This is a genomic window from Micromonospora sp. WMMD736, from assembly GCF_049179015.1.
Taxonomy (GTDB): Bacteria; Actinomycetota; Actinomycetes; order Mycobacteriales; family Micromonosporaceae; genus Micromonospora.
On sequence record NZ_JBMHMI010000001.1, the window covers coordinates 5399601 to 5422050 of the forward strand.

Consider the following 22450-nt stretch of genomic DNA (forward strand, 5'->3'; position numbering starts at 1 on the left):
ACCCTCGGCGGACCCGGCACGCTCACCGTGCCCACTCACCCACGCCGCAGGGACCCTCCGGTTTCATCTCATGCCGCGCAGCGCGGTCTGGAGGCGTTCCTGGGCGCGACGGCGGCGTTCGTTGCTGGCCCCGAGGACGAGCAGCAGGATGCCCACCGGGATCAGCGCCAGCCACGGGCCGAGGCTGACCAACGCGTGGATCGCGGCGATCGCGGTGACCGACGCGCCGACGATCACCGGTGCCTGCTGCCGGCTGGACGAGCCGAAGATGAGCACTGCCACCGCACCGAGTAGCAGCAACATCTGCCGCAACGTGCTGGACTCGGTGGCGAGCACGATCGCCAGGGTCGGCAGGAACGCGGCGACAAGCGCCGGCCCGTACGCCACCCAGCTGCTCAGATCCGGCCGGTGGCGGAGTTCCAGCACGCCGACCAGCAGCGCCAGCGCGGCGAACGGCAGCGTGTACGCCTCGGGCAGCGCCACGTCGGCGACGCGCATCAGGATCCACCAGGCGGTGATCTCGCAGAACACCACCGCCCAGAAGAGGATCCGGCGCTCCACGGGCCGCCGGCCGGGCCGGGTCGCCGCCACACCGAGGACGGCGCCCCAGGCGGCCAGCAGGGCGGCGATGTGCCGTGGTGAGTCGAAGGCGAGCGCCAGCGCGATGAGAGCGGCGGCGTACCCGGTCCACTGCACGGTGGACGCCTCGCGCTGCGCCTCGGGGCGGCGCAGTTGGGGCAGGGTCGCGGCGAGCACCTGGAGGATCGCGCCGACGGCGAGGACCCCGAACGCGGACCAGACCGGGGCCAGCCCGGCGATCAGGCCAGCGGTGAGCACGAAGAGCTGGGCCATGATCGAGGCGAAGAGCCAGCCGAGGATGCGCGCCCGCTGGGTGGTGCCGAAGACGGCCGCCACCGCGCCGACGCCGACCGCACCGCCCAGCGTGAACAGGGTCAGTTGCCGCTCGGCCAGGCTGCCGGCCAGGCCGGCGCCACCGGCGGCCAGCCCGATGACGAACACCAGCACCCGGGCCAGCCGCAGCGAACGGGCCGGCTCCACGAGGGGTGGTGGCGGGGTCAGGGCGAGACCGAGCATGGCGATGGTGAACACGGACAGCGCGGCGAGGGTGCTCGCCGGCCACCTGCTACCCAGCGCGATGGGCGCGATCAGCAACGTGACGGCGGCCCCCGGTAGCACCACCGGTACGGCACGGGACCGCCGTCCGCCGCTGAATCCGGTGGCGGCCAGTGCGGCCGTCGCCGTGAGCAGCAGTGCGGTCAGCACGTGGGTCGGATTGACCACGTCCGGCGGCGGGGTGAGCAGCTCCGGCGGCGGACCCTGCCAGATCCGGTTCAACGTGCGCTGCGGCTCGACCAGTGCGAAGAGCAGCGCGGGTGCGATCGAGACGAGGGCCAGGGCGGTCGGCAGGGCGGCGGCCGCGAGCGCGCCGGCCGAGGGGCTGACCCGCCACCGCCGCCGATCCGGGTCGTCGGGCAGCCGGCGCAGCGCGCCGTCGAGCAGCACGGCCCAGCGGCGGACCGGCTGGGCGGCCGCGGTGGGCGGCACGGTTGCCGCGCGGATCAGCTCGGCGAGGACACCGAGCAGCGCGGCGGCGGCCGCGTAGACCCCGACGGGCAGGCCGGTCGGGATGGCGGCGAGCGCGCTGATGCTCGCCCCGCCCACCACGGCCACACTGACCCAGGGCAGGTACTGCGGCACGTGCCGGCGTACGGCGGCCACGCCCGCCAGACCGAGGCTCGACGCGGCCAGCGCGGCGGTCAGCACCACCTGCGCCGAGTGCTGGAACTCGACCGCCAGCGCCGCCACCGCGCCGGGCAACGCCAGCAGCGCGGCACCGGCCGCCGCGCCGCCGATCTGCGCCAGGTGCGGCGGCATGCCCTCGGTCTCCAGGTCGGTCACCTGGTGCCGGGCGAGGACGCGTGCCAGCGTGGCGACGACGACGCCGATCAGCGCGATGCTGCCCAGCGCCAGCGCGGTGGTCCACGGGCGGACCAGGCCGGCGCCGGCCCCGTGCAGCGCGACCACCCCGGCCACGGTGGCCCGGGACAGCCCGGCCCGGGGCTCCTCGGTGGCCACCGCCGCCATCCCGAAGACGGTGGCGACCATGGCTCCGACCAGCACGGGCGACCACCAGGGCAGGTCGAACGCGGCCGGTGCGCCGATGGTGGCGAGCACCACGGCCACGCCGGACGCGTCCCAGCGCCAGGGCGGGGGCAGTAGGACCCCGGCGGCGACGGCCAGCAGCAGCAGCGCGATCGGCGCCTGCCAGGTCGAGCCGCCGGTCGGTGCCGCCGGCCAGTTGCTCAGGTCGCCGTTCCAGATCGGCCCGGGCGTGGCCAGCACGCCCACCCCACCGCGCAGCGCCGTCCAACCGGCGAGGATCCCGATGAGTACGCCGCCGACGGCGATGCCGAGGACCGGGCCGCGTCGCCACTCCTCGGGCATGGCGCGGGCGGCCACGGCGACCACCAGGACCAGGCCGGCGGCCACCGCCAACTGCCCACCCGGGGCGAGGACCGCGGCGATCCGCACCATCGTGGCGATCAGTGCGGTGGTCACCGCCGCGGCGGCCAGGTCCGAGCCGTCCAGGGTGAGGTCGGAGCGGCGACCGGCGTCGATCGAGGGGGCGAGGAAGAGCAGCACCGCGGCGATCAGCAGGAGCGCGCCGACCCACGCGTCGGCGACGGTCGCACCGGGCGCGCCGAAGGCGGCGGCGGTGACGACGAGCGCACCCATGCCGGTGCCGACCGACAGTGGCACCGGGATACGCCGCTGGGAGACCTGCACCATCGCGGCGTACCCGAGGGTCACACAGACGGCCAGGAAGCTTGCCGCGAGCACCGGGACGGTCGCCTCGCGCAGGCTGGCCGGGGTGGGGGTCTCGTCGACGGGCACGGTGGCGGCCACGAACGCGGCCACCGCGCCGGGCAGCGCGAAGGCCGCGCCTCCGGCGGCCCACTCCGTGACCGTCTCGGCGGCGGCCGAGGCGATCCGGACCCGGGGCGCCAGGGCCACGAGCGCGCCGGCCGCGAAGAGGGTGAGCAGGACGGCGGCCGTGAGCGCGGGCCGGGACAGGCCGGCGCCCGCGCCGAACAGGCCCACCACGGCCGCGCCGACCCCGTGGGCGAGGGCGGCCCGGGGGGTACGCGCGGAGAGGCCGATGACGCCGATGCCGATCGCGGTGACCACCATCGGCCAGGGGGCGGCCGCCCAGCCGAGGCCGAACGACGCCGGCACGGCGAGCGCCGTCAGCGCGGCGCCGGCGACCGCGAACTCGCGGCGGATCTCCGGTGGCAGGGCCAGCAGCGCGGCGATGGTGAGCAGGAACGCGGCGGCGGCGAGCTGCCACGTGGTCGGACCGACGGCGGCGGCCAGCTCGGCGGCGTGCCGGTCGAGGTCGGCGTCCCAGGCGGGCAGCGCCGCCCGGACGGGCGCGACGCCGGCCCGCAGGGCTCCTCCGGCGACCACCAGCCCGCTGACGGTGAGCGCCACCGCCGAGGCGAGCTGTGGGCCGCGGCGGGCGGCCTCGGGGATCGCGCGTACCGCCAGCCCGGTCGCCGTGATCACCGCCGCGATCAGCAGCAACGCCTGGCCGGGCAGGGCCACGGAGGCGACCCGACCGAACGCGCCGATCACGGCCAGGGTGACGATGCCGGCCGCCACGTCGGGCAACGGTGGACGGCGCAACACCAGCGCGCCGGCGAGCCCGACGACGGCGGCCAGCAGCAGCACCAGCCCGGCGCCGAGCGCTGTCGGTACGGCCTGTGCCCGCAGCAGTGCGGTGACCGCGTACGCCAGGGCGACCGCGACGGCCACCGCGTGCAGCGACCAGGTCAGCTCGCGCAGCCCGGGCACCGGACGGGCCGGCGGGGTTTCGGCGGCGTCCGCGCCAGCGTCGACGACCTCGCTGGCCTCCTCCGGGTCACCCTCCGGTCGGGCCTCGGCGTCGCGTTGCCGGGGCGCCGTCGACGGCGGGGTCGGCTGCGGCAGGTCCTGCCGGACGGGGCGCTCCACCACGATCGGCGAGCGGGCCAACCAGAGGTCGAGCAGGGCCACCAGGGTCAGCACCAGCGCCCAGCCACCCGGCCCGGTGATCCGGTCGTACGCGAGCAGCGGCAGCACCGGCTGCGCGGCGACCACGGTCGCGAAGCGGGGTGCGCGCAGACCCGTCCAGGCGGCGTACCCGACGGAGACGGCGGCGGTGGCCGCGAAGATCAACCCGGCGAAGACGGCGCCCGAGGTGCCGCTGCCGACCCGGTCCACCGCCCAGAGCGCGTAGCCGGCCAGCGGCACGAGCAGCAGACCCACCGCCGAGATCGTCTCCGCGGTGGAGGTGAGCCCGCGTCGCGCCAGCGCCGGCGGGGCGAGCAGCATCAGCGCCGTGGCGAGCAGCAGGACGCCGAGGCGGGCCAGCGCGTCCATCGAGCTGGTCGCCACCGCGGCGAAGACCACCGCGGCCACAGCGAGCAGCAGCGCGCCCAGCCCGAGCGGGATGTTCTGCACCTCCCGGCTGGACGCCTCGGGCGGGTGCTCGGGATCGTCGGCGTCCAGCCAGGACGGCCGGGGCGGGGGCGGCGGCGGATCCTCCGGGACGGGCGGCGTGCCCTGGCGCGGAACCCGGGGCGGCGGCGCGCCCGTGGTGGCCGTCGGGGGACGGCGACCGGGGCGGCGGCGCAGCACCCGGCGGGGCCGGGCGGCCTGCTTGATCCGCTCCTCACCGGCGTGCGCGAGGATGTCCCGCTGGAAGAGCGCGGCCTGCATCTTGGCGGCGATCTGCCGCTGCTCGCGGGCGATGGCGGCGTCGCGCGCCTTCATCTCCGCGATCGAGCGCTCGATGTCCGCCAGGTGTTCCACCCACTGGGGTTGGTCGGCCCCGCAGTGCGGGCAGTGTACGGCCGGTTTGATCTCCCGGCCGCACGAGGAGCATTGAAAGGTCGCCACGACACCCCTCCACCCGCCGCACTGTGGACTCCCACTGTCGCAGCATGCCCAAAGCTGGCGCGGATTTCGACACTTGACGGCGGGTCCCGGGCAAACAACATCACCGGCCGGCTGCGTGAGGTGCTTCGCGGCCGGCCGGTGAGTGGTGGATCGTCAGGGGCGGCCCATGCCCCGGTACTCCCAGCCGGCCTGCGTCCACAGTGCCGAGTCGAGGCAGTTGCGCCCGTCGACGACCTTCCGGCCGCGGACCAGCTCGCCCAGGGCGACCGGGTCGGCGTTGCGGAAGTCCGCCCACTCGGTGAGGACGCAGACCAGGTCGGCGTCGGTGACCGCCTCGTTGATGCCGGGCTCGTAGGTCAGCTCGGGCACCGCGCGGCGGGCGTTCTCGGTGCCCTGCGGGTCGTACACGTGCACGTCGGCCCCGGCCTTCTGCAACAGCGCGGCGACGGCGAGCGCCGGGGCGTCGCGGACGTCGTCGGTGTTGGGCTTGAAGGTCGCGCCCAGCACGGCGATCCGGGTGCCGGAGAAGTCCGGACCGGCCGGCCCGGAGCGGCGGCCGAGCAGGTCCGCCGCGAGCTGGAGCACGCGGGTCCGGCGACGCAGGTTGATCAGGTCGACCTCGTGCAGGAAGCGCAGCGCCTCGCCCGCGCCCAGCTCCTGCGCGCGGGCCTGGAAGGCGCGGATGTCCTTGGGCAGGCAGGCGCCACCGAAGCCCAGGCCGGCCTGGAGGAAACGGTTGCCGATGCGGGGGTCGTACCCGATGGCCCGGGCCAACTGCGTCACGTCGCCGCCGCTGGCCTCGCAGACCTCGGCCATGGCGTTGATGAACGAGATCTTGGTGGCCAGGAAGGCGTTGGCCGCGACCTTGACCAGCTCGGCCGTGGCGAAGTCGGTGACCACCAGGGGCACCTCGCGGTCCTCGGTGGCGGCCAGGTCGAAGACGCCCTTGTGCGCGGCGTAGAGCATGCCGTTGGCCCACTCGCTCTTGACGCCGACCACGATCCGGTTGGGTCGCAGCACGTCGTCGACGGCGAAGCCCTCCTGGAGGAACTCGGGGCTCCACGCCACCTCGACACCCAGGTCGTCGGGGGCGTGCTTGCCGACGAGCTGCTCGACCCACTCGGCGGTGCCGACCGGCACGGTCGACTTGCCGACGATGAGCGCCTTGCGGGTCAGGTGCTGGGCGAGGCCGGTCACCGACGCCTCGACGTACGACAGGTCGGCGCCCATCCCGTCGGCCCGCTGGGGGGTGCCGACGCAGATGAAGTGCACGTCACCGAAGTCGGCGGTCTCGGCGATGTCGGTCGAGAACCGCAGCCGGCCGGCGGCCAGGTTGCGCTTGAGCAGCTCGTCGAGGCCGGGCTCGTGGATCGGCACCTCGCCGGCGTTCAGCTTCGCGATCTTGTCCGCGTCGACGTCGAACCCGAGCACCTCGTAGCCCAACTCGGCGTAGCAGATGGCGTACGTCGCACCGAGGTAGCCGGTCCCCAGGAACGTCACCCGTGGCCGAGGCGCGCCCGAGGGCGGTGCCACCGCGGCGATGGCGGGGGTCGGCTGGATGGTGGGGTAGGGGATCGTCACGCCTGTCTTCTCCGCTCGCACTGGCGGCGCGTCGTCGCGTCGCATTCTGCTGCGGCGCCTGGGCGGGCACCGGAGGGGTGGCTCACTGTCTGCCTTCCATCATCGCCCAGCGGCGCGGGTGCTCCGTCATGCCCATACCTACGCGCCGGTAACATCACCTGAACTGCAGTCGCTATCCTTCAGTCTGCGCGGTCGGCGGTCAGGGGAGGCCACAGACTGCGCATGATAGCGGTGAAGGGGAGGGGCCGACATGGCCGCAGGGGAGTCGTTCGACGTCTACCGGTTGCCGGAGGAGCACGAGGCGATCCGGGAGGCGGTCCGGGAGGTCTGCACCGCCAAGGTGGCGCCGCACGCCGCCGAGGCCGACGAGACCGGGGAGTTCCCCAAGGCGTCCTACGACGCGCTGCGGGCCGCCGACTTCCACGCCCCGCACATCCCCGAGGAGTACGGCGGCGCGGGCGCGGACGCCCTGGCCACCGCCATCGTGATCGAGGAGGTGGCGCGCGCCTGCGCGTCCTCCTCACTGATCCCGGCGGTGAACAAGCTCGGCACGATGCCGCTGCTGCTGGCCGGCTCCGAAGAGATCAAGCGCCGCTACCTGACGCCGGTCGCGGCGGGCGACGCGATGTTCTCGTACTGCCTCTCCGAGCCGGAGGCGGGCAGCGACGCGGCGTCGATGACCACGCGCGCGGTACGTGACGGGGATCACTGGGTCCTCAACGGCGTGAAGCGGTGGATCACCAATGCCGGTGTGTCGGAGTTCTACACGGTCTTCGCCGTCACCGACCCGTCTGCGCGGTCCCGGGGCATTTCGGCCTTCGTGGTCGAGAAGTCCGACCCGGGGGTGAGCTTCGGCGCACCGGAGAAGAAGCTCGGCATCAAGGGCTCGCCCACCCGCGAGGTCTACCTGGACAACGTGCGGATCCCCGCCGACCGGATGATCGGCGCGGAGGGCACCGGCTTCGCCACCGCCATGCAGACCCTGGACCACACCCGGGTCACCATCGCCGCCCAGGCCGTCGGGATCGCGCAGGGCGCGCTCGACTACGCCAAGGGGTACGTTGCCGAGCGCCGACAGTTCGGCAAGGCGGTCGCCGAGTTCCAGGGCATCCAGTTCATGCTCGCCGACATGGGCATGAAGCTGGAGGCGGCCCGGCAACTCACGTACGCCGCCGCCGGCAAGTCCGAGCGGGGCGACGCCGACCTGACCTACTTCGGCGCGGCGGCCAAGTGCTTCGCCTCGGACGCCGCCATGGAGATCACCACGGACGCGGTGCAGTTGCTGGGTGGCTACGGCTACACCCGGGACTACCCGGTCGAGCGGATGATGCGCGACGCCAAGATCACCCAGATCTACGAGGGCACCAACCAGGTGCAGAGGATCGTCATGGCGCGGCAGCTCCTGAAGGGCTGACAGGGGCCTGCTTCCCCCTCGAACGTCCGGCGTTGTGCGAGATTGATTGATCGCCGCCACCACCAGCGGCGATCAACTTCCCACTTCCGTAGAAGTTGACGGCGGGACGGATCTCAACCAACCCCGTCCCTTAAGGAGTGGAAGTCATGATGCTGCGCAAGGTGTTCGGAGCGCTGGTGGCGTTGCTGACCTTCGGCACGGTGCTGGTCGCCACGGCGGCCCCGTCGCAGGCGGCGGTGGCCTGCTCGGGCACGGTCACCTACAGCTACGCGTACCCGCCGAGCAAGCCCGTTGCCGAGCTGGTCATCTACTACAACAGCACCAACGGCGGTACGAACAGCGCCTGCATGTACCACCGCGGCGCGGCGTACGGCTCCTCGGCGCGGACCTCCGTGCAGATCGCCCGGTGCGCGGAGACCTCCGGCAGCGGCTCGTGCACCGCCACCGCCATCTCGACCAAGGACAACGACGACTACCTGTACTACGCCGGGCCGCGCGGTGTGACCGGCACGGCGAACAACTGCGTCGACGCGTACGGCGAGATGGACTGGGCCGGCACCACCTACTGGATCCACTCCGGTCGCCAGGGCTGCTGAGTTCGGTGACACCTGACCGGTGGCCCGGTGGGATCCGTCCCGCCGGGCCACCGGTGCTGGCCGTCCGCGTACGCCCCCGTCAGGGGTAGACGCAGGCGGTACGGCGGGCGGCGAGCTTCTGGTCGGCGGGGAGCGGCAGGGCCTCCGCCGTGCTGGAGCCGTCGGGGCGGGCCACCCGCACGTCGATCACGTCGGTCGGCGCGCCACCGCCGAGACAGGCGACCGCGGCCACCGGGATCTCGGCGGTGGATCCGGGTTGCACCAACGGGTGGTCGGGCTTCCAGACCAGGTCGAACGGCGGGGCGGCCAATCCGGTCATCCCGATCTGGTGCCAGCGGCGCTCCGTCGGCAGCGCGGGATCGTCCGCGTAGTAGGCGGCAAAGCCGACGATCTCCACGTGCGTGCCGGTCGCGCTCAGTCGCCATCCACCCGGGCCGGTCACATCGGGGGCGATGGCGAGGGCGATCGCGGCCGGCCCGGGTCGGTCGCCCCGGCAGCGGGACGGTTCCAGACCCGGAGGCGGGTTGCCGTGCACCACCCCGGAGGCGATCAGCCCACCGTCGGCCAGGGTGAACCAGCGGATGTCGGGAGTCTGGGAGGTGGAGTCGTTGATCCGCTCACCCAGGCAGTAGCCGGTGAGCCCGAGCACGCAGCCGGGCGGAATGGTGTAGCGGATGTCCTGGTCGCGGCGGGGCTCGCTCCGGACATGCACGCCACTGCCGTACGTGACGGCGGTGAAGGCGGCGTCCGTGGTGGTCGCCGGGCAAGCCGTGGTGGTCGTCGTGCCGGTGGCCGCCGTCGCCCCCTCGGGCCCCCACCTCAGCTGGGTCATCGGCACCACGGCGGCCGTACCGGCGAGACCGGCGACCGCCACCGCCGCCAGCGCCAGTCGCCGACGGAGTTTCCGGTGCCGCGGAGGGCTCGCGGGCCGGTCGTGGGTCGGTCCGGCCGCTTCGCCGGCGTCGGTTGGCTCGCCCGTGGTCGGGGCGGGTGGATCCCCGGCGACCACAGTGGCTGGTGGGGCTGCGAGTGGCGTGATGGAGCGCAGTTCCTCGTCCAGTTCGAGCCAACGTCGTCTCCATTCGGCGGTGTCCCCGGCGCAGGCACCGACGTACGCGAGCAGCACGTCGAGGCTGGGTTGCCGGACTCCGCTGGCGGCGGCGGAGAGGGTCGAGGCGCTGTAGCCGGCGACCTCGGCCAGTCGCCGGTAGGTGGGGTTGCCGGCTTCGACACGTAACTTTCGGAGCTCATGGGCGAATGACGACAACGGTCCAGCGGTCGGATCTACGGGCCGCTCGTGCCGAGCCATGCCGCTCCCCTGTCTCGGTAGCGCCCTGGAGCGGGATGCCGCAGCGCAGGGCTCATGTTCCCTGGTAAGTCGTCCAAAGTAGGGAATTATATTGACTTCGTTGATCCGGCTGCGGAGTGATCCCCGTGCGGGAATCTTGATCCACGTCTGTGGCGTTGAAGCCCTGGAGAGTCACCCCGCCCCGGCCTCGTCTATCTCTCGATGACGGCGCTTCCGTACCCGGAGAGAGATCAAGATGGACAACACTGCCCACGAGCAGGACGCGCTACCCGGCGACCTGATGACCGGCCGCCAGCGCACGCAACTCGTGCTCGTGCTCGGTGCGTTGATCGCCATCGGCCCCCTGACCATCGACATGTACCTGCCGGCGCTGCCGGCCATCACCACCGGCCTGCAGACCACCGAGACCGCCGTGCAGTTGACACTCACCGGCACGTTGGTCGGCCTCGCGCTGGGTCAACTGCTGATCGGGCCGGTCTCCGACGTGGTCGGCCGACGGCTGCCGCTGCTCGCCGGCCTCGCCGCGCACATCGTGGCGTCCGTACTGTGCGTCTTCGCGCCCAACATCGCCGTGCTCGGCGCACTGCGCGTCCTGCAGGGCCTCGGCGTCGCCGCCGCCACCGTGGTCGCCACGGCCGTCGTCCGCGACCTGTTCAGCGGCGCGTCGTTCGCGCGGATCTTCTCCCGGTTGATGCTGGTCATGGGGCTCGCGCCGGTCCTCGCGCCGACGCTGGGCAGCGGCCTGCTGCGCTGGACGCAGTGGCGGGGCGTGTTCGCGGCGTTGGCCGTGCTGGGCGCGCTGTTGATCGTCGTCGCGGCGCTGAGGCTGCCCGAGACCCTCGACGTGTCGCGCCGCCGGCACGGTGGGATGGCCGCGACCCTGCGCGACTACCGGGGGTTGGTCAACGACCGGGCGTTCGTCGGGCTGGTGCTGGTCGCCGGGCTGGCCATGGCGTCGCTGTTCGCGTACGTCTCCGGGTCGTCCTTCGTCCTCCAGCAGGAGTACGGCCTCGACGAGCAGCAGTTCGGCCTCGCCTTCGGCGCGGGTGCGGTGGGCCTGATCGGGGCCACCCAGTTCAACGTCCGGCTGCTGCGCCGCTACACCCCGCAGCAGATTCTCGTCGGCGCGCTGATCGCCGGTACGGCGGCCGGCCTGCTGCTGGTGCTGTTCGCCGCCACCGGCATCGGGGGCCTGGGCACCCTGCTCGCGTCGCTGTGGCTGGTGCTCGCCGCGGCCGGGCTGGCCCTGCCGAACGCGCCGGCGCTGGCCATGAGCCGGCACAGCGAGGCGGCCGGCACGGCAGCGGCTCTGCTGGGCGCCGTCCAGTTCGGCGTCGGCGCGCTGTCCGCGCCTCTTGCCGGTCTGTTCGGGACGGGGAGCGTACCGATGGCGATCGTCATCGCGGGCGGCATGGCCGCGGCGCTGGCGGTCATGGTCCTGGTCGTGCCCCGCGCCGCCCTCGGTGTGGTCGACGCCGAACTGGCCGTCGCCGTGCACTAGCGCTGCCGCACCGCCAAGAGGGCGGGCCGGTTTCCCGGCCCGCCCGACGGTCAGCGGATTTCGGTGGTGTCCTCGGGCCGCGACTGACCGCGTGGTGGCGCGGACCACGGCGATTCGCCGCCCACCCGACGGGGCAACGGCTCGGTCGGCGTCGGGTCGGCCGGGTAACCCAGGGTCAGCGGTGCGGTGTCGCGCTCCGCCGGCTCGGGGGACGACCAGTCGGTCAGGGTGAAGTCGTCGCCGCGCGGTGCGTCCGCCGGCGCCGGGGTGGCAGTCGGCGCGGTCACCGGCTGCGGCCACCGCCGCCAGCGTTGACCGCTGAACGTCGCCATCAGCAGCAGCAGACCGATCAGGAAGAGCGTGCCGTTCTCGACCGGTAGCCGCAGTGGCAGTGGGTCGCCGAACACCTTCCACTCGTGTGGGATCGCGTCGCGCACCTCGAACGGCGCGACGAACATCCCGATGTACGGGATGACCAGCAGCAGCCCGGCCACCAGTGGGCCGGCCGGCGAGAAGCGCAGGGTGCCGAGCAGCCCGAGCAGGACACCGCCGACGCCGAGGTACACGGCCGGCTCGATCAGGTTGGCGGTGTTGAAGGTGCCGATCTCCACCCAGCGGTCGACCGTCCGGCTCGACCCGTCCTGCCCGAGTGTGACAAGCACCCACGTGATGGGTGCCACCACCAACCCGGCGAGGAAGCTCCAGAGATGTCGCATCCGCGCACCGTACCGTTTCCGGCATGACCGAGCACCTCTCCGCCGCTCCGACCGGCAAGCCGACGTCGTACTCCCGCGTCACCCTCAGCAAGATCATGACCGCGGTGGACGTCAACCTCTACGGAACCGTCCACGGCGGGGTTCTGATGAAGTTCGTCGACGACGTGGCGGGCGCCGCCGCCGCCCGGCACAGCGGCGGAACGGCGGTCACCGCGGCGATCGACGAGATCGTCTTCTCCGAGGCCGTCCGGGTCGGTGACCTGGTGCACGCGCATGCCCAGGTCAACTGGACCGGCCAGACCTCGATGGAGGTGGGGGTGCGCGTGGTCGCCGAGCGGTGGGACTCCGCCGAGGACGCGCCGGTCCGGGTCGCCACGGCGTACCTGGTCTTCGTCGGCGTGGATGTCGCGGGCGCGCCGCGCACGGTCCGCCCGGTGCTGCCGGAGACGCCGGAGGACGAACGCCGGTACCGGGAGGCGGAGATCCGCCGCGAGCACCGCCTGGCCCGCCGCCGGGCCATCCAGGCACACCGGGCGGGCTGACCCACATGGGTTGACGCGGTGGAGTGTGGGCTGGGCACGCGTCGATCGGCCCACCCGGTGCGCAGAATGGCGCTTCGAGGTAGGGCAAGATGGCGCCACGGCCCATGCACAGTGACGTGCGGCCGGGGGGAGGGTGGAGCAGTGGGTGACGTGCTGTGGACGCCGCCGGCGGACGTGCTCGAGCGGTCCCGGATCGGCGACTACCTGCGCTGGCTGCGGGAGCACCGTGGGCTGGACTTCGCCGACTACGACGCGTTGTGGCACTGGTCGGTCACCGACCTGGACGCCTTCTGGCGCTCGATCTGGGACCACTTCGACGTCGTCGCGCACACTCCGCCGACCGCCACGCTGGCCGAGCGGGCGATGCCTGGGGCCCGCTGGTTCCCCGGCGCCACTCTCAACTACGCCGAGAACGTGCTGCGGATGCCGGGCCGCGCCGACGACGACACCGTCGTCATCGCGCACGGCCAGACCCGACCGCCGGTCACCCTCACCGCCGCCGAGCTGCGCGAGCAGGTCCGCCGGGTGTCGGCCGGTCTGCGCCGGCTCGGCGTCACCGCCGGGGACCGGGTGGCGGCGTACGCGCCGAACATCTCCGAGACGTACGTCCTGCTGCTCGCCACCGCCAGCCTGGGCGCGATCTTCTCGTCCTGCGCGCCCGAGTTCGGCACCCGCAGCGTCACCGACCGGTGGCAGCAGATCGAGCCGACGGTGCTGGTCGCCGTGGACGGCTACCGGTACGGCGACAAGCCCGTCGACCGGCGGGCCGAGGTCGCGGCGATCCGTGCCGCCCTCCCGTCGCTACGGCACACCGTCGGCATCGCGTACCTCGACCCGAACGGCCCGACGCCCGACGGCGTCCTCGACTGGGCGGACCTCGCCGCGCCCACTGAAGAGCCGTTGACGTTCACGCCGGTTCCGTTCGACCACCCGCTGTACGTGCTCTACTCCTCGGGCACCACCGGGCTGCCCAAGCCGATCGTCCACGGCCACGGCGGCATCCTGCTGGAACACCTGAAGATGCTGGCCCTGCACCACGACCTCGGCCCGTCCGACCGGTTCTTCTGGTTCACCACCACCGGCTGGATGATGTGGAACTTCCTGGTCTCCGGGCCGGCGGTGGGCGCGACCATCGTGCTCTTCGACGGCAACCCGGGAGTCCGGGCGGAGCCCGGCCGGCCGGCCGAGCCGGACCTCGGTGGGCTGTGGCGGCTGGCCGCCGAGACCGGCACCACCTACTTCGGCACCTCCGCGCCGTTCCTGCTGGCCTGCCGCAAGGCCGGTGTGGTGCCCCGCGAGATCGCCGACCTGTCCGCGCTACGCGGTGTCGGGTCCACCGGTGCGCCGCTGCCCGCCGAGGGTTTCCACTGGGTGTACGACACGGTCGGCGACCAGGTGCAGCTCCAGTCGCTGTCCGGCGGCACCGACGTGTGCACCGGCTTCGTCGGCGGGGTACCGCTGCTGCCCGTGTACGCCGGAGAGATCGCCTGCCGCGCCCTGGGCGCGAAGGTGGAGGCGCGCTCCGCCGACGGCACCCCGGTTATCGGTGAGCTGGGCGAGCTGGTGATCACCGAGCCGATGCCGAGCATGCCGGTGGGCTTCTGGAACGACCCGGACGGCGTCCGCTACGCCGAGGCGTACTTCTCGGTCTACCCGGGTGTGTGGCGGCACGGCGACTGGATCACCATCAACGCCCGCGGTGGTTGCGTGATCACCGGACGCTCCGACGCCACCCTCAACCGAGGCGGCGTACGCCTCGGCACCGCCGAGTTCTACTCCGTGGTCGAAGGGCTCGACGAGGTCGTCGACTCGGTCGTCGTACACCTGGAGGACGACGAGGGCGGCGCGGGTGAGCTGCTGCTCTTCGTCGTGCTGTCGGAGGGCCTGACCCTCGACGACGCCCTACGGGCCAAGATCAGCCGTGAGCTGCGTACCGCGCTCTCCCCCCGGCACATCCCCGACGAGATCCACCAGGTGCGCGCGGTTCCCCGGACCCTCTCGGCGAAGAAGCTGGAAGTCCCGGTCAAGAAGATCCTCACCGGCACCCCGGTCGACGACGCCGCGGCGAAGGGCGCCCTGGCCAACCCCGAGTCCCTGACCGCCTTCGCAACCTTCGCCCACTCCCGCACCCAACCCTGACCCCACCCCACCCCACCCCCGCACGCCCGCGCCTGCACCTGGGCGCCGCCCGCGCCTGCACGCCGCCCGCGCCTGGGCACCCGCCGCCGTCGATCATGGAGTCGTGGTGCCCCGCGAAAGGGGCATCATGCTGGAATTCGCCCACCACAACTCCATGATCGACCCGGGTCTGACCCTGTAGTCCCGCGATCTTGCACTTTCTGTCGAGACTTAAGGGGCATCCCACGCGTGTCGGCAACTGAAACTGCAAGATCGCGGGGGCGGTGCCCGTGCGAGGCAGTGCGGGGGCCGGGCTGGGCAACGCCGGGCCCGTGCGGGGCGGCGTGGGCCAGGGTCGGGGGCGGCGCGGGGCCCGTGCGGGGGCGGCGCGGGGTCGGAGCGGCGCGCGACGAGGGTGGGGTGCGCGCCGGGAGTTAGGGGAGGGGGTGGGTGACCTTTTCGGCGCTGTGGCGGGTGGTCAGGCGGGTCGGGTCCTGGTTGGCGCAGAGGACCACCGTGGCGGCCCGGGTCAGGGGTGCGAGGAGCCAGTCGACCGGGTCGGGGTAGCGGTCCGCGTCGACCAGGATCCGGGCACCCGGCTCGATGCCCAGCTCGTCGGCGCGGGCCTCGGCCCGGGTCAGCAGGTGCGCGTCGGTGGGACCCGGACCCGGTTGCGGGGTGAAGTGGTCGCCGTGCCCGCGTACCTCGACCACGTAGTCGGCAAAGCCGGGCGGCACCTGCCGCAGTGGGGCGGCGAGCGGGGCGAGGCCCAGGGCGTAGCGCTCGTCCGCCGTCCAGGACTGGGCCTCGTCGAACCGGTCGGCGGCGGCGAAGAGGACGTCCACGGTGCCCGGCGTGTCGAGGACGCTCAGCTTGGCCGACCAGCAGCCCAGCAGCACCGCGGCGGTCTGCCAGTGCGGGGGGAGCAGGACGCCGGCCGGGGTGCCCGGCGCGAGGCCGACCTCGTCGACGAGGAGATTGGCGGTCTTCGACACCCAGTTCGCCAGGGTCGCGCCGGAGAGTTCGGTGCGGTCTCCGGTGGAGTCGTCGTACCAGGTCACCAGCGGTCGGGTCGGGTCGGTCGCGATCGCGTCGGCGAAGACCCGGGCAATGTTGTCGGCCATCGGGGCGAACGATACGCCTTCGCGCCCCGTACTCGATGACGATGACAAGTCGGCGTACGGTCGGGTCGCAGTCAGCGTCGGCCCCCTACCCCGGCGTAGGCTTTACCCCCGGAGTGTTGTTCCCCACAGACCCACCCTCAAGGAGTCGCCCCGTGACCGCCGGTCGCCCGCCCCGCGTGCTCATCGACGCCACGAGTGTCCCCGCCGACCGTGGTGGTGTCGGTCGATACGTCGACGGTCTGCTCGGCGCCCTCGGCAAGGTGTGCGGGTCGGGGGTGGAGTTGGCCGTGGTGAGCCTCCGCACCGACCAGGAGCGCTACACCCGGATGCTGCCCGGCGCGGAGATCATCCCCGCTCCGGCCGCCGTGGCGCACCGCCCGGCCCGCCTCGCCTGGGAGCAGACCGGCCTACCGCTGCTCGCCCAGCAGGTCGGCGCGCACGTGCTGCACTCGCCCTTCTACACCTGTCCGCTGCGGGCCGGGTGCCCGGTGACGGTCACCGTGCACGACGCGACGTTCTTCACCGAGCCGGAGCACTACGACAAGTCGCGCCGGACGTTCTTCCGGAGCGCCATCAAGACGTCCCTGCGTCGCGCCGACCGGGTGATCGTGCCCAGCAAGGCGACCCGTGACGAGCTGATCCGGCTGCTCGACGCCGATCCGACCCGCATCGACGTGGCGTACCACGGCGTCGACCACGCCGCCTTCCACGCGCCGAGCGAGGAGGAGAAGGCCCGCGTACGCGCCCGGCTGGGGCTGGGCAACAGCAGTTACGTCGCCTTCCTCGGCGCCAAGGAGCCGCGCAAGAACGTACCCAATCTGATCCGGGGTTGGGCTCGTGCGGTGGCCGACCGGGCCGAGCCGCCGGCGCTGGTGATCGCCGGCGGGCAGGGGCACGACGACGACATCGACCGCGCCGTGGCCGAGGTGCCGTCGTACCTGCGCCTGCTGCGCCCTGGCTACCTGCGGTACGGCGACCTGCCGGGCTTCCTCGGCGGCGCGCTGGTCGCCGCCTACCCGTCGTACGGTGAGGGGTTCGGCCTGCCGATCCTGGAGGCGATGGCGTGCGCCGCTCCGGTGCTGACCACGCCCCGCCTGTCGCTGCCCGAGGTGGGTGGCGACGCGGTCGCGTACACCTCGGAGGACCCGGACCAGATCGCTACCGACCTGGCCGCCCTGCTCGACGACGAGCAGCGCCGGTTGTCGTTGGCGAAGGCCGGTTTCGACCGGGCCAAGGAGTTCACCTGGGAGTCCAGTGCCGAGGTGCACATCGCCGCGTGGAGTCGCGCCCGTTCGTGACCGTTCGGGCGCCCTCGTGGTGACCCGTGCCACTGCGGGACGATGCGTCGGGCATGATGTGCGGATGCTTTATGCGGTCATCCCGGCAGGTGGCAGCGGCACAAGGTTGTGGCCGTTGTCCCGCGCCGGCCACCCCAAGTTCCTCCACCCGCTGACCGGGACCAGTTCCTCGCTGTTGCAGGCGACCGTGGAGCGGCTCGCGCCGCTGACCACGCCGGATCGGACCCTTGTGGTCACCGGTGCCGCGCACGTCGCGGCGGTCGCCCGGCAGCTCACCGGGCTGCCGGAGGAGAACATCCTGGTCGAGCCGTCCCCCCGGGATTCCTGCGCGGCGATCGCGCTGGCCGCGGCGGTGATCGCGGTGCGCGACCCGGAGGCGGTGATGGGCAGCTTCGCGGCCGACCACCTGATCCGTGACCCGGACAGCTGGGTTCGCACGGTCCAGGAGGCGGTCCGGGGTGCCGAGCAGGGCATGCTGATGACGGTCGGGATCACCCCGACCCGGCCGGAGACCGGCTACGGCTATCTGGAGACCGGCGACGCCACCGACGGCACCCCGTGGCGTCAGGTGGCCGAGTTCAAGGAGAAGCCGGCCGCCGAGGTCGCCGAGGCGTACGTCCGCTCGGGTCGGCACCTCTGGAACGCCAGCATGTTCGTCTGGCGGGTGGACGTGTTCCTCGCCGAGCTGGCCCGTCAGCAGCCGGCGCTGCACGCCGGGGTCACCGCGATCGCCGCCGCCTGGGGCACGCCGGAGCAGGACGACGTCCTCGGCACGGTGTGGCCGACGCTGCCGAAGATCTCCGTCGACTACGCGGTGATGGAGGGCGCGGCCACCGCGGGTCGGGTGGCCACCGTGCCGGGTGACTTCGGCTGGAACGACGTCGGCGACTTCCACACCCTCGGCGACGTGCTCCCGGCTGACGACGCGGGCAACGTGGTGCTCGGCACGGACGCCAAGCCGGGCGTGCTGCTGCGGGACACCGCCGACCTGGTCGTGGTGCCGCAATCGGGTCGGCTGGTGGCGGTCATCGGTGTGCGTGACCTGATCGTGGTGGACACCCCGGACGCGGTGCTGGTCTGTCCGCGCGAGCGGGCCCAGGACGTGAAGCTGCTGGTCGACGAGCTCAAGGAGCGCGGCGAAGAGGGCTACGTCTGACGTCCGGTGCGTGCCGCTGGCGGCGGGAGTTCCCGCCGCCAGCGCTGTGTCACCTCCTGCGCAGGGCGGCGAGGGCCGGCTCCACGAGTTGCGCGGTCCCGCCGGCCAGCGGCTCGGGCAGCCGGTCGGGCGGGAACCAGCCCAGCGCCTCGGCCTCGTCGCTGACCTGCTCGACCGCGTCGGCCGGGGCGACCACGACGAATCGGACGTCGTAGTGGCGCGAGCCGCCCTGGCACTGCACCTCGTGCACGTCGATGTCGATGGGCACCGGGTCGATGCGCAGCCCGGTGATGCCGGACTCCTCGGTGGCCTCGCGCAGCGCGGCCCCGACAAGCGTCTGGTCGACCGGCTCGCAGTGCCCGCCGAGCTGCACCCACCGGCTGAACTTGGCGTGCAGGCAGAGCAGCACCCGCGCCCCGGTCGGGTCCAGCACCAGCGCGCTCGCGGTGACGTGACCGGGACGGTGCTGCCGGCTCATCGCGATCGGTCCGGCGGCGAGCAGCGCGAGGGTACGGTCCCGGGCCTCGGCGGACGCCGGGCTGGTCGGCTGCCAAGCTTCGAGCAGCGCGACGGCGTCGGCGTGCAGTGCCGCGAACGTCGCGGGATCGGTGGGTTCGACGGTGGGTCCGGTCATCGCGGTGTCGGGCATCCCGTCACTCTACGAGCGGGTGGCTTCCTACCTGGCCGGCGACGCGTACCACGGCGGCGGGATGACCGGACGACACCTCTGCGGAGCAAGGGCCGCAGACCCTCGTGGTGCCGCCCGATCACCGGTCCTCCCCAGTCCCGGTGCCCCGGCGTCGAGCGCGTCAAGGACGCGTCGGTGCCGTGCTCGGGCATTGGAAGCATGCCCAACCGTCCCCGGAGGCGTCGAGGTTTTTCAGCCCAGGCTTAAAGATGGAGATAACTGCCGGCCGGGTAGAGTCGAAATGGCCGCCCGGCATCCCTCTGCCGGCGGCACGGGAGCGCTCCATGCTGAAGATCTACTTTTCCGGCGAGGACATCCTCCGGACCCGGGTGGCACCGGCGGCCGACCCGGTCTGGGAGCTGGTCCTCAGCCTGCACGCGTTGCAGGGCCGCAACCGTGACCCGCTGACGTCGGCCTGGCGACACACCGTGACCCGCGGGTTGCGCCGGGACATTGCCTCCGATCAGCTCCGACTGCTCTTCGCCCTGAATCCGCCGCGCGGCTACTTCCCCGACTTCCTCACCCCGTACGCCAGTGTGGAGGGTTTCGAGGCGGGCTTGGAAGCGGTTCGCAGCACGCCGGTCGAGGTGCTCCAGCGGGACCTGGCCCTGGTGGCCGCCGAGAACCAGCTGCCCGCCTCGGCCGCCGCGCTGGCTCGTGGTGACGTGGCGACGTTGCGGCACCTCTCGGATTCGATGGAGCAGTACCGGGCTTTGGCGATCAGCCCGTACTGGAGCAGGATCCAGGCCGCCGTGGCGGCGGACCGCAACCGTCGTGCGCGCGCCCTCCTCGACGGCGGCGTCGAGGGCCTCCTGACCAGCCTGCGCCCGACCATGCGCTGGGCGGGCGGAGTGCTCGAGGTGCGCGACTACCCGCACAGTCGCGAGTTGCACCTGGACGGGCGGGGTCTGCTGCTGGTGCCGTCGTTCTTCTGCGCACCCACACCGGTCGCCCTGCTCGACCCGGCGCTGCCGCCCGTCCTGGTCTACCCCGTGGACCGGCTGGGCGGACTCGCCGCCGCCGACGGCGAGGCGTCGACCGCGACCGGCGGCGGCCGTGACTCGCTGGCCGCGCTCCTCGGCCGGACCAGGGCCGCGGTGCTACAGGCCAGCGACGACGGCTGTACGACGGGCGAGATGGCCCGTCGGCTGGACATCTCCCCGGCGGCGGCGAGCCAGCACGCCACCGTTCTGCGCAACGCCGGCCTGCTCGTCAGTCACCGCGACCGCAACACCGTGCTCCACACGCTGACCCCGCTGGGCCGAGCCGTCCTGGAGGCCTGACCCCGGCCGGGGGCGGGGATTACAGGGCTAGGGCGGCGCTGGCTGGGCTGCCGGCGGGTGGCGGGAGCAGCGTCGAGCCGACGCCCTCGGCGGCCAGGGCGAGGCGCAGCCGGTGCAGGTCGGCGCCGAAGCGGACCAGGTCCATCGGTTCGACCGGCGCGGGGGCGGTGCCGAGCACCAGCGCGGTGGCGTCGGCGGGCCAGCCGGGCACCTCGGCGACCAGGCCGGCGCGTACCTCTGCCTCGTCGACGAGCGTGAAGACCGTGCCCGGGGTGACCACCCCGGCCACCGCGTCGAGCGCCCGCCGGACCACGGCGGGGTCGATCGGCTCGGGGCCGACGGTCTCGGCGAGGGTCGCGGCGTCGGTCAGCCCGGCGGCCCGGGCCTCGGCGGTACCCAACGAGAAGAGGTCCTGCGCGGCGTCCCGGACCAGCGCCCGTGCGCCGCCGGAGTCGTCCGCTTCGGTGGCGGTGAGGTAACCCCGCACGACGGCCACCGGGACCTGGTCACACTTACCTTTGATCAACTCGCCGGCACCCGCCAGCTCGTCCACCACGGCCATCTGGGTGAGCTGGAGCTCGTTGCCGTACGGGTCGACCTCGCCCCGGTGGTCGCGGATGGCCGGCATGCCGGCGACCCCGAGCGCGACGTCGGTGAGCCCGTTGCGCCAGGGCCGGCCCATGGTGTCGCTGACGATGACCGCGATGTCGAGGTCGTACCGGTCCCGGAGCGCGGCGCGCAGCTCCCGGGCCGACGCGTCCGGGTCCACGGGCAACAGCACCAGCCGGGTCTTGTCGACGTTCGACGCGTCGATCCCGGCGGACGCCATCACGAACCCGTGGTGGGTCTGCACGATGCGGGTCGCCCCCCGGCTGGCCACGACCCGCGCGGTCTCGCCGGCCAGCACCTCCTCGCGTGCGGCGAGCCGCTCCGGCCCGTCCGCCGGGACGTCGACCAGACGGCCCTCCGCCTTGGAGACGATCTTGCTGGTCACCACCAGCACGTCGCCGTCGCGCAGCCACGGCGCGGCGGTGGCGATCAACGCCGCCAGGTCGTCGCCCTCGGTCACATGGCCGATGCCCAGCACCGGCAGGATCTCCAGCCTCACGTCAACTCCACCGCGGCGCGGACCATCGCCGCCGTCGCCGCCTCGTCGGTCATCCGCAGCGGCACCGCGCGGACCGTCACCTCCGGCACCAGCGTGTCGGCGTCCTCCTCGGCGACCAACCAGCCGTCCAGCAGGCCGCCGGCCGACCGGCCACCGTACAGGCGGCCCACCCCCGCCGCGCTGCACTCGACCCCGAGCACGTCGAGACAGCGGTCGGCCATCCCGCGCACCGGCGCGCCGCCGATGATCGGCGAGACCCCCACCACCGGCGCCGGGCCGTCCACCACGGCCTCCCGCATCCCGGGTACGGCGAGCACGGGCGCGACGCTCACCACCGGATTGCTCGGGGCGACCAGCACCAGGTCGGCCGCCCCGATGGCGTCCAGCACACCCGGAGCCGGCTTGGCCGTCTCCGCGCCCACGAACACGAAACGGTGGGTCTCGATGTTCGCCCGGTACCGTACCCACCACTCCTGGAAGTGGATGGCCCGCTGGCCCTGCTCGTCCCCGGCAGCGGGTTCACCGTTGCCGCTCACGACGGCGTGCGTCTCGAGCCGGTCGTCGGTCGCCGGCAGCAGGCGTACGCCCGGTTGCCAGCGGCTCGCCAGCGCCTCGGTGACCGCGCTGAGCGGGTAACCACCGTTGAGCATGGTGCTGCGGACCAGGTGGGTGGCGATGTCCTTGTCGCCGAGGCCGAACCAGGTGGGCTCGACGCCGTACCCGGCCAGCTCCTCCTTGACCGTCCAGCTCTCACCGGCCCGGCCCCAGCCCCGCTCCGGGTCGGCGCCGCCACCGAGGGTGTACATGACGCTGTCCAGATCGGGGCAGATCTTCAACCCGTGCAGCCACAGGTCGTCGCCGACGTTGACCACGGCGGTCACCTCGGCGCCGACCTCGCGGGCGTACGCCCGGACGCCGAGCAGGAACCGGGCGCCCCCGATGCCGCCGGCCAGAACCACGATGCGCATGTCGACCATCCTCGCGTACGTGACGCCTCCGGTCCGCCGGTGCCCGGGGAGACTAGGCTCACGTGCGCCCTGTCCGTCAACGCCCC

16 protein-coding genes are annotated in these 22450 nt (G+C 73.2%); 8 read left to right on the plus strand and 8 right to left on the minus strand.

The window, feature by feature from the left end; genetic code table 11:
- Positions 1–63 precede the first annotated feature (63 nt).
- Positions 64–4962 (minus strand): SCO7613 C-terminal domain-containing membrane protein, encoded by a 4899-nt coding sequence (locus tag ACN269_RS24410; RefSeq protein WP_421474604.1) that lies wholly within the window; start codon positions 4960–4962, stop codon positions 64–66.
- Positions 4963–5115: 153 nt separating this feature from the next.
- The gene (locus tag ACN269_RS24415) at positions 5116–6543 is read right to left on the minus strand and encodes a UDP-glucose dehydrogenase family protein (protein ID WP_421474605.1); all 1428 of its coding nucleotides are present in this window, start codon (positions 6541–6543) and stop codon (positions 5116–5118) included.
- Between the two features lie 250 nt (positions 6544–6793).
- On the opposite strand from ACN269_RS24415, the gene ACN269_RS24420 reads away from it, so the two are divergent.
- A complete protein-coding gene (locus ACN269_RS24420; RefSeq protein ID WP_421474606.1) occupies positions 6794–7957 on the plus strand; it encodes an acyl-CoA dehydrogenase family protein in 1164 nt (387 codons plus the stop codon).
- A 146-nt stretch (positions 7958–8103) separates the two neighbouring features.
- Positions 8104–8553: a hypothetical protein gene (locus tag ACN269_RS24425; RefSeq protein WP_421474607.1), complete on the plus strand. Its 450-nt coding sequence runs from the start codon at positions 8104–8106 to the stop codon at positions 8551–8553.
- A 79-nt stretch (positions 8554–8632) separates the two neighbouring features.
- Here the strand turns inward: ACN269_RS24425 and ACN269_RS24430 are convergent, their stop codons facing one another.
- Positions 8633–9862 carry a helix-turn-helix domain-containing protein gene (locus ACN269_RS24430; RefSeq protein ID WP_421474608.1) on the minus strand — a complete coding sequence of 410 codons (1230 nt, stop codon included), beginning with the start codon at positions 9860–9862 and terminating at the stop codon, positions 8633–8635.
- A 235-nt stretch (positions 9863–10097) separates the two neighbouring features.
- Here ACN269_RS24430 and ACN269_RS24435 point away from each other — a divergent pair, with 235 nt between their 5' ends.
- On the plus strand, positions 10098–11363 hold the full coding sequence (locus ACN269_RS24435) for a multidrug effflux MFS transporter (protein ID WP_421474609.1): 1266 nt from the start codon (positions 10098–10100) through the stop codon (positions 11361–11363).
- A 50-nt stretch (positions 11364–11413) separates the two neighbouring features.
- Here the strand turns inward: ACN269_RS24435 and ACN269_RS24440 are convergent, their stop codons facing one another.
- A complete protein-coding gene (locus tag ACN269_RS24440) occupies positions 11414–12079 on the minus strand; it encodes a hypothetical protein (protein WP_421474610.1) in 666 nt (221 codons plus the stop codon).
- 23 nt (positions 12080–12102) lie between these two features.
- On the opposite strand from ACN269_RS24440, the gene ACN269_RS24445 reads away from it, so the two are divergent.
- Both ACN269_RS24445 and ACN269_RS24450 read left to right on the plus strand, forming a co-directional pair.
- The gene (locus ACN269_RS24445) at positions 12103–12621 is read left to right on the plus strand and encodes an acyl-CoA thioesterase (RefSeq protein ID WP_421474611.1); all 519 of its coding nucleotides are present in this window, start codon (positions 12103–12105) and stop codon (positions 12619–12621) included.
- 141 nt (positions 12622–12762) lie between these two features.
- On the plus strand, positions 12763–14760 hold the full coding sequence (locus ACN269_RS24450) for an acetoacetate--CoA ligase (protein WP_421474612.1): 1998 nt from the start codon (positions 12763–12765) through the stop codon (positions 14758–14760).
- A gap of 413 nt (positions 14761–15173) precedes the next feature.
- On the opposite strand, the gene ACN269_RS24455 is transcribed toward ACN269_RS24450, so the two are convergent.
- On the minus strand, positions 15174–15863 hold the full coding sequence (locus ACN269_RS24455) for a TIGR03089 family protein (RefSeq protein WP_421474613.1): 690 nt from the start codon (positions 15861–15863) through the stop codon (positions 15174–15176).
- Between the two features lie 152 nt (positions 15864–16015).
- On the opposite strand from ACN269_RS24455, the gene ACN269_RS24460 reads away from it, so the two are divergent.
- Together ACN269_RS24460 and ACN269_RS24465 are read left to right on the plus strand one after the other, a co-directional pair.
- Positions 16016–17161, plus strand: coding sequence for a glycosyltransferase family 4 protein (locus tag ACN269_RS24460; RefSeq protein WP_421474614.1), 1146 nt, complete (start codon positions 16016–16018; stop codon positions 17159–17161).
- A gap of 64 nt (positions 17162–17225) precedes the next feature.
- Entirely contained in the window at positions 17226–18317 is a 1092-nt protein-coding gene (locus ACN269_RS24465) for a mannose-1-phosphate guanylyltransferase (protein WP_421474615.1), read from the plus strand.
- 49 nt (positions 18318–18366) lie between these two features.
- Here the strand turns inward: ACN269_RS24465 and ACN269_RS24470 are convergent, their stop codons facing one another.
- Positions 18367–18951 carry an NUDIX hydrolase gene (locus ACN269_RS24470; protein WP_421476541.1) on the minus strand — a complete coding sequence of 195 codons (585 nt, stop codon included), beginning with the start codon at positions 18949–18951 and terminating at the stop codon, positions 18367–18369.
- A gap of 338 nt (positions 18952–19289) precedes the next feature.
- Between ACN269_RS24470 and ACN269_RS24475 the strand changes: the two genes are divergently transcribed.
- Positions 19290–20288 carry a winged helix-turn-helix domain-containing protein gene (locus tag ACN269_RS24475; protein ID WP_421474616.1) on the plus strand — a complete coding sequence of 333 codons (999 nt, stop codon included), beginning with the start codon at positions 19290–19292 and terminating at the stop codon, positions 20286–20288.
- Positions 20289–20307: 19 nt separating this feature from the next.
- Here ACN269_RS24475 and ACN269_RS24480 read toward each other — a convergent pair whose 3' ends face one another.
- Positions 20308–21396 carry a coenzyme F420-0:L-glutamate ligase gene (locus ACN269_RS24480; RefSeq protein ID WP_421474617.1) on the minus strand — a complete coding sequence of 363 codons (1089 nt, stop codon included), beginning with the start codon at positions 21394–21396 and terminating at the stop codon, positions 20308–20310.
- Entirely contained in the window at positions 21393–22364 is a 972-nt protein-coding gene (gene cofD, locus ACN269_RS24485; RefSeq protein ID WP_421474618.1) for a 2-phospho-L-lactate transferase, read from the minus strand. Before cofD ends, ACN269_RS24480 begins: the two co-directional genes overlap by 4 nt.
- Positions 22365–22450 lie beyond the last annotated feature (86 nt).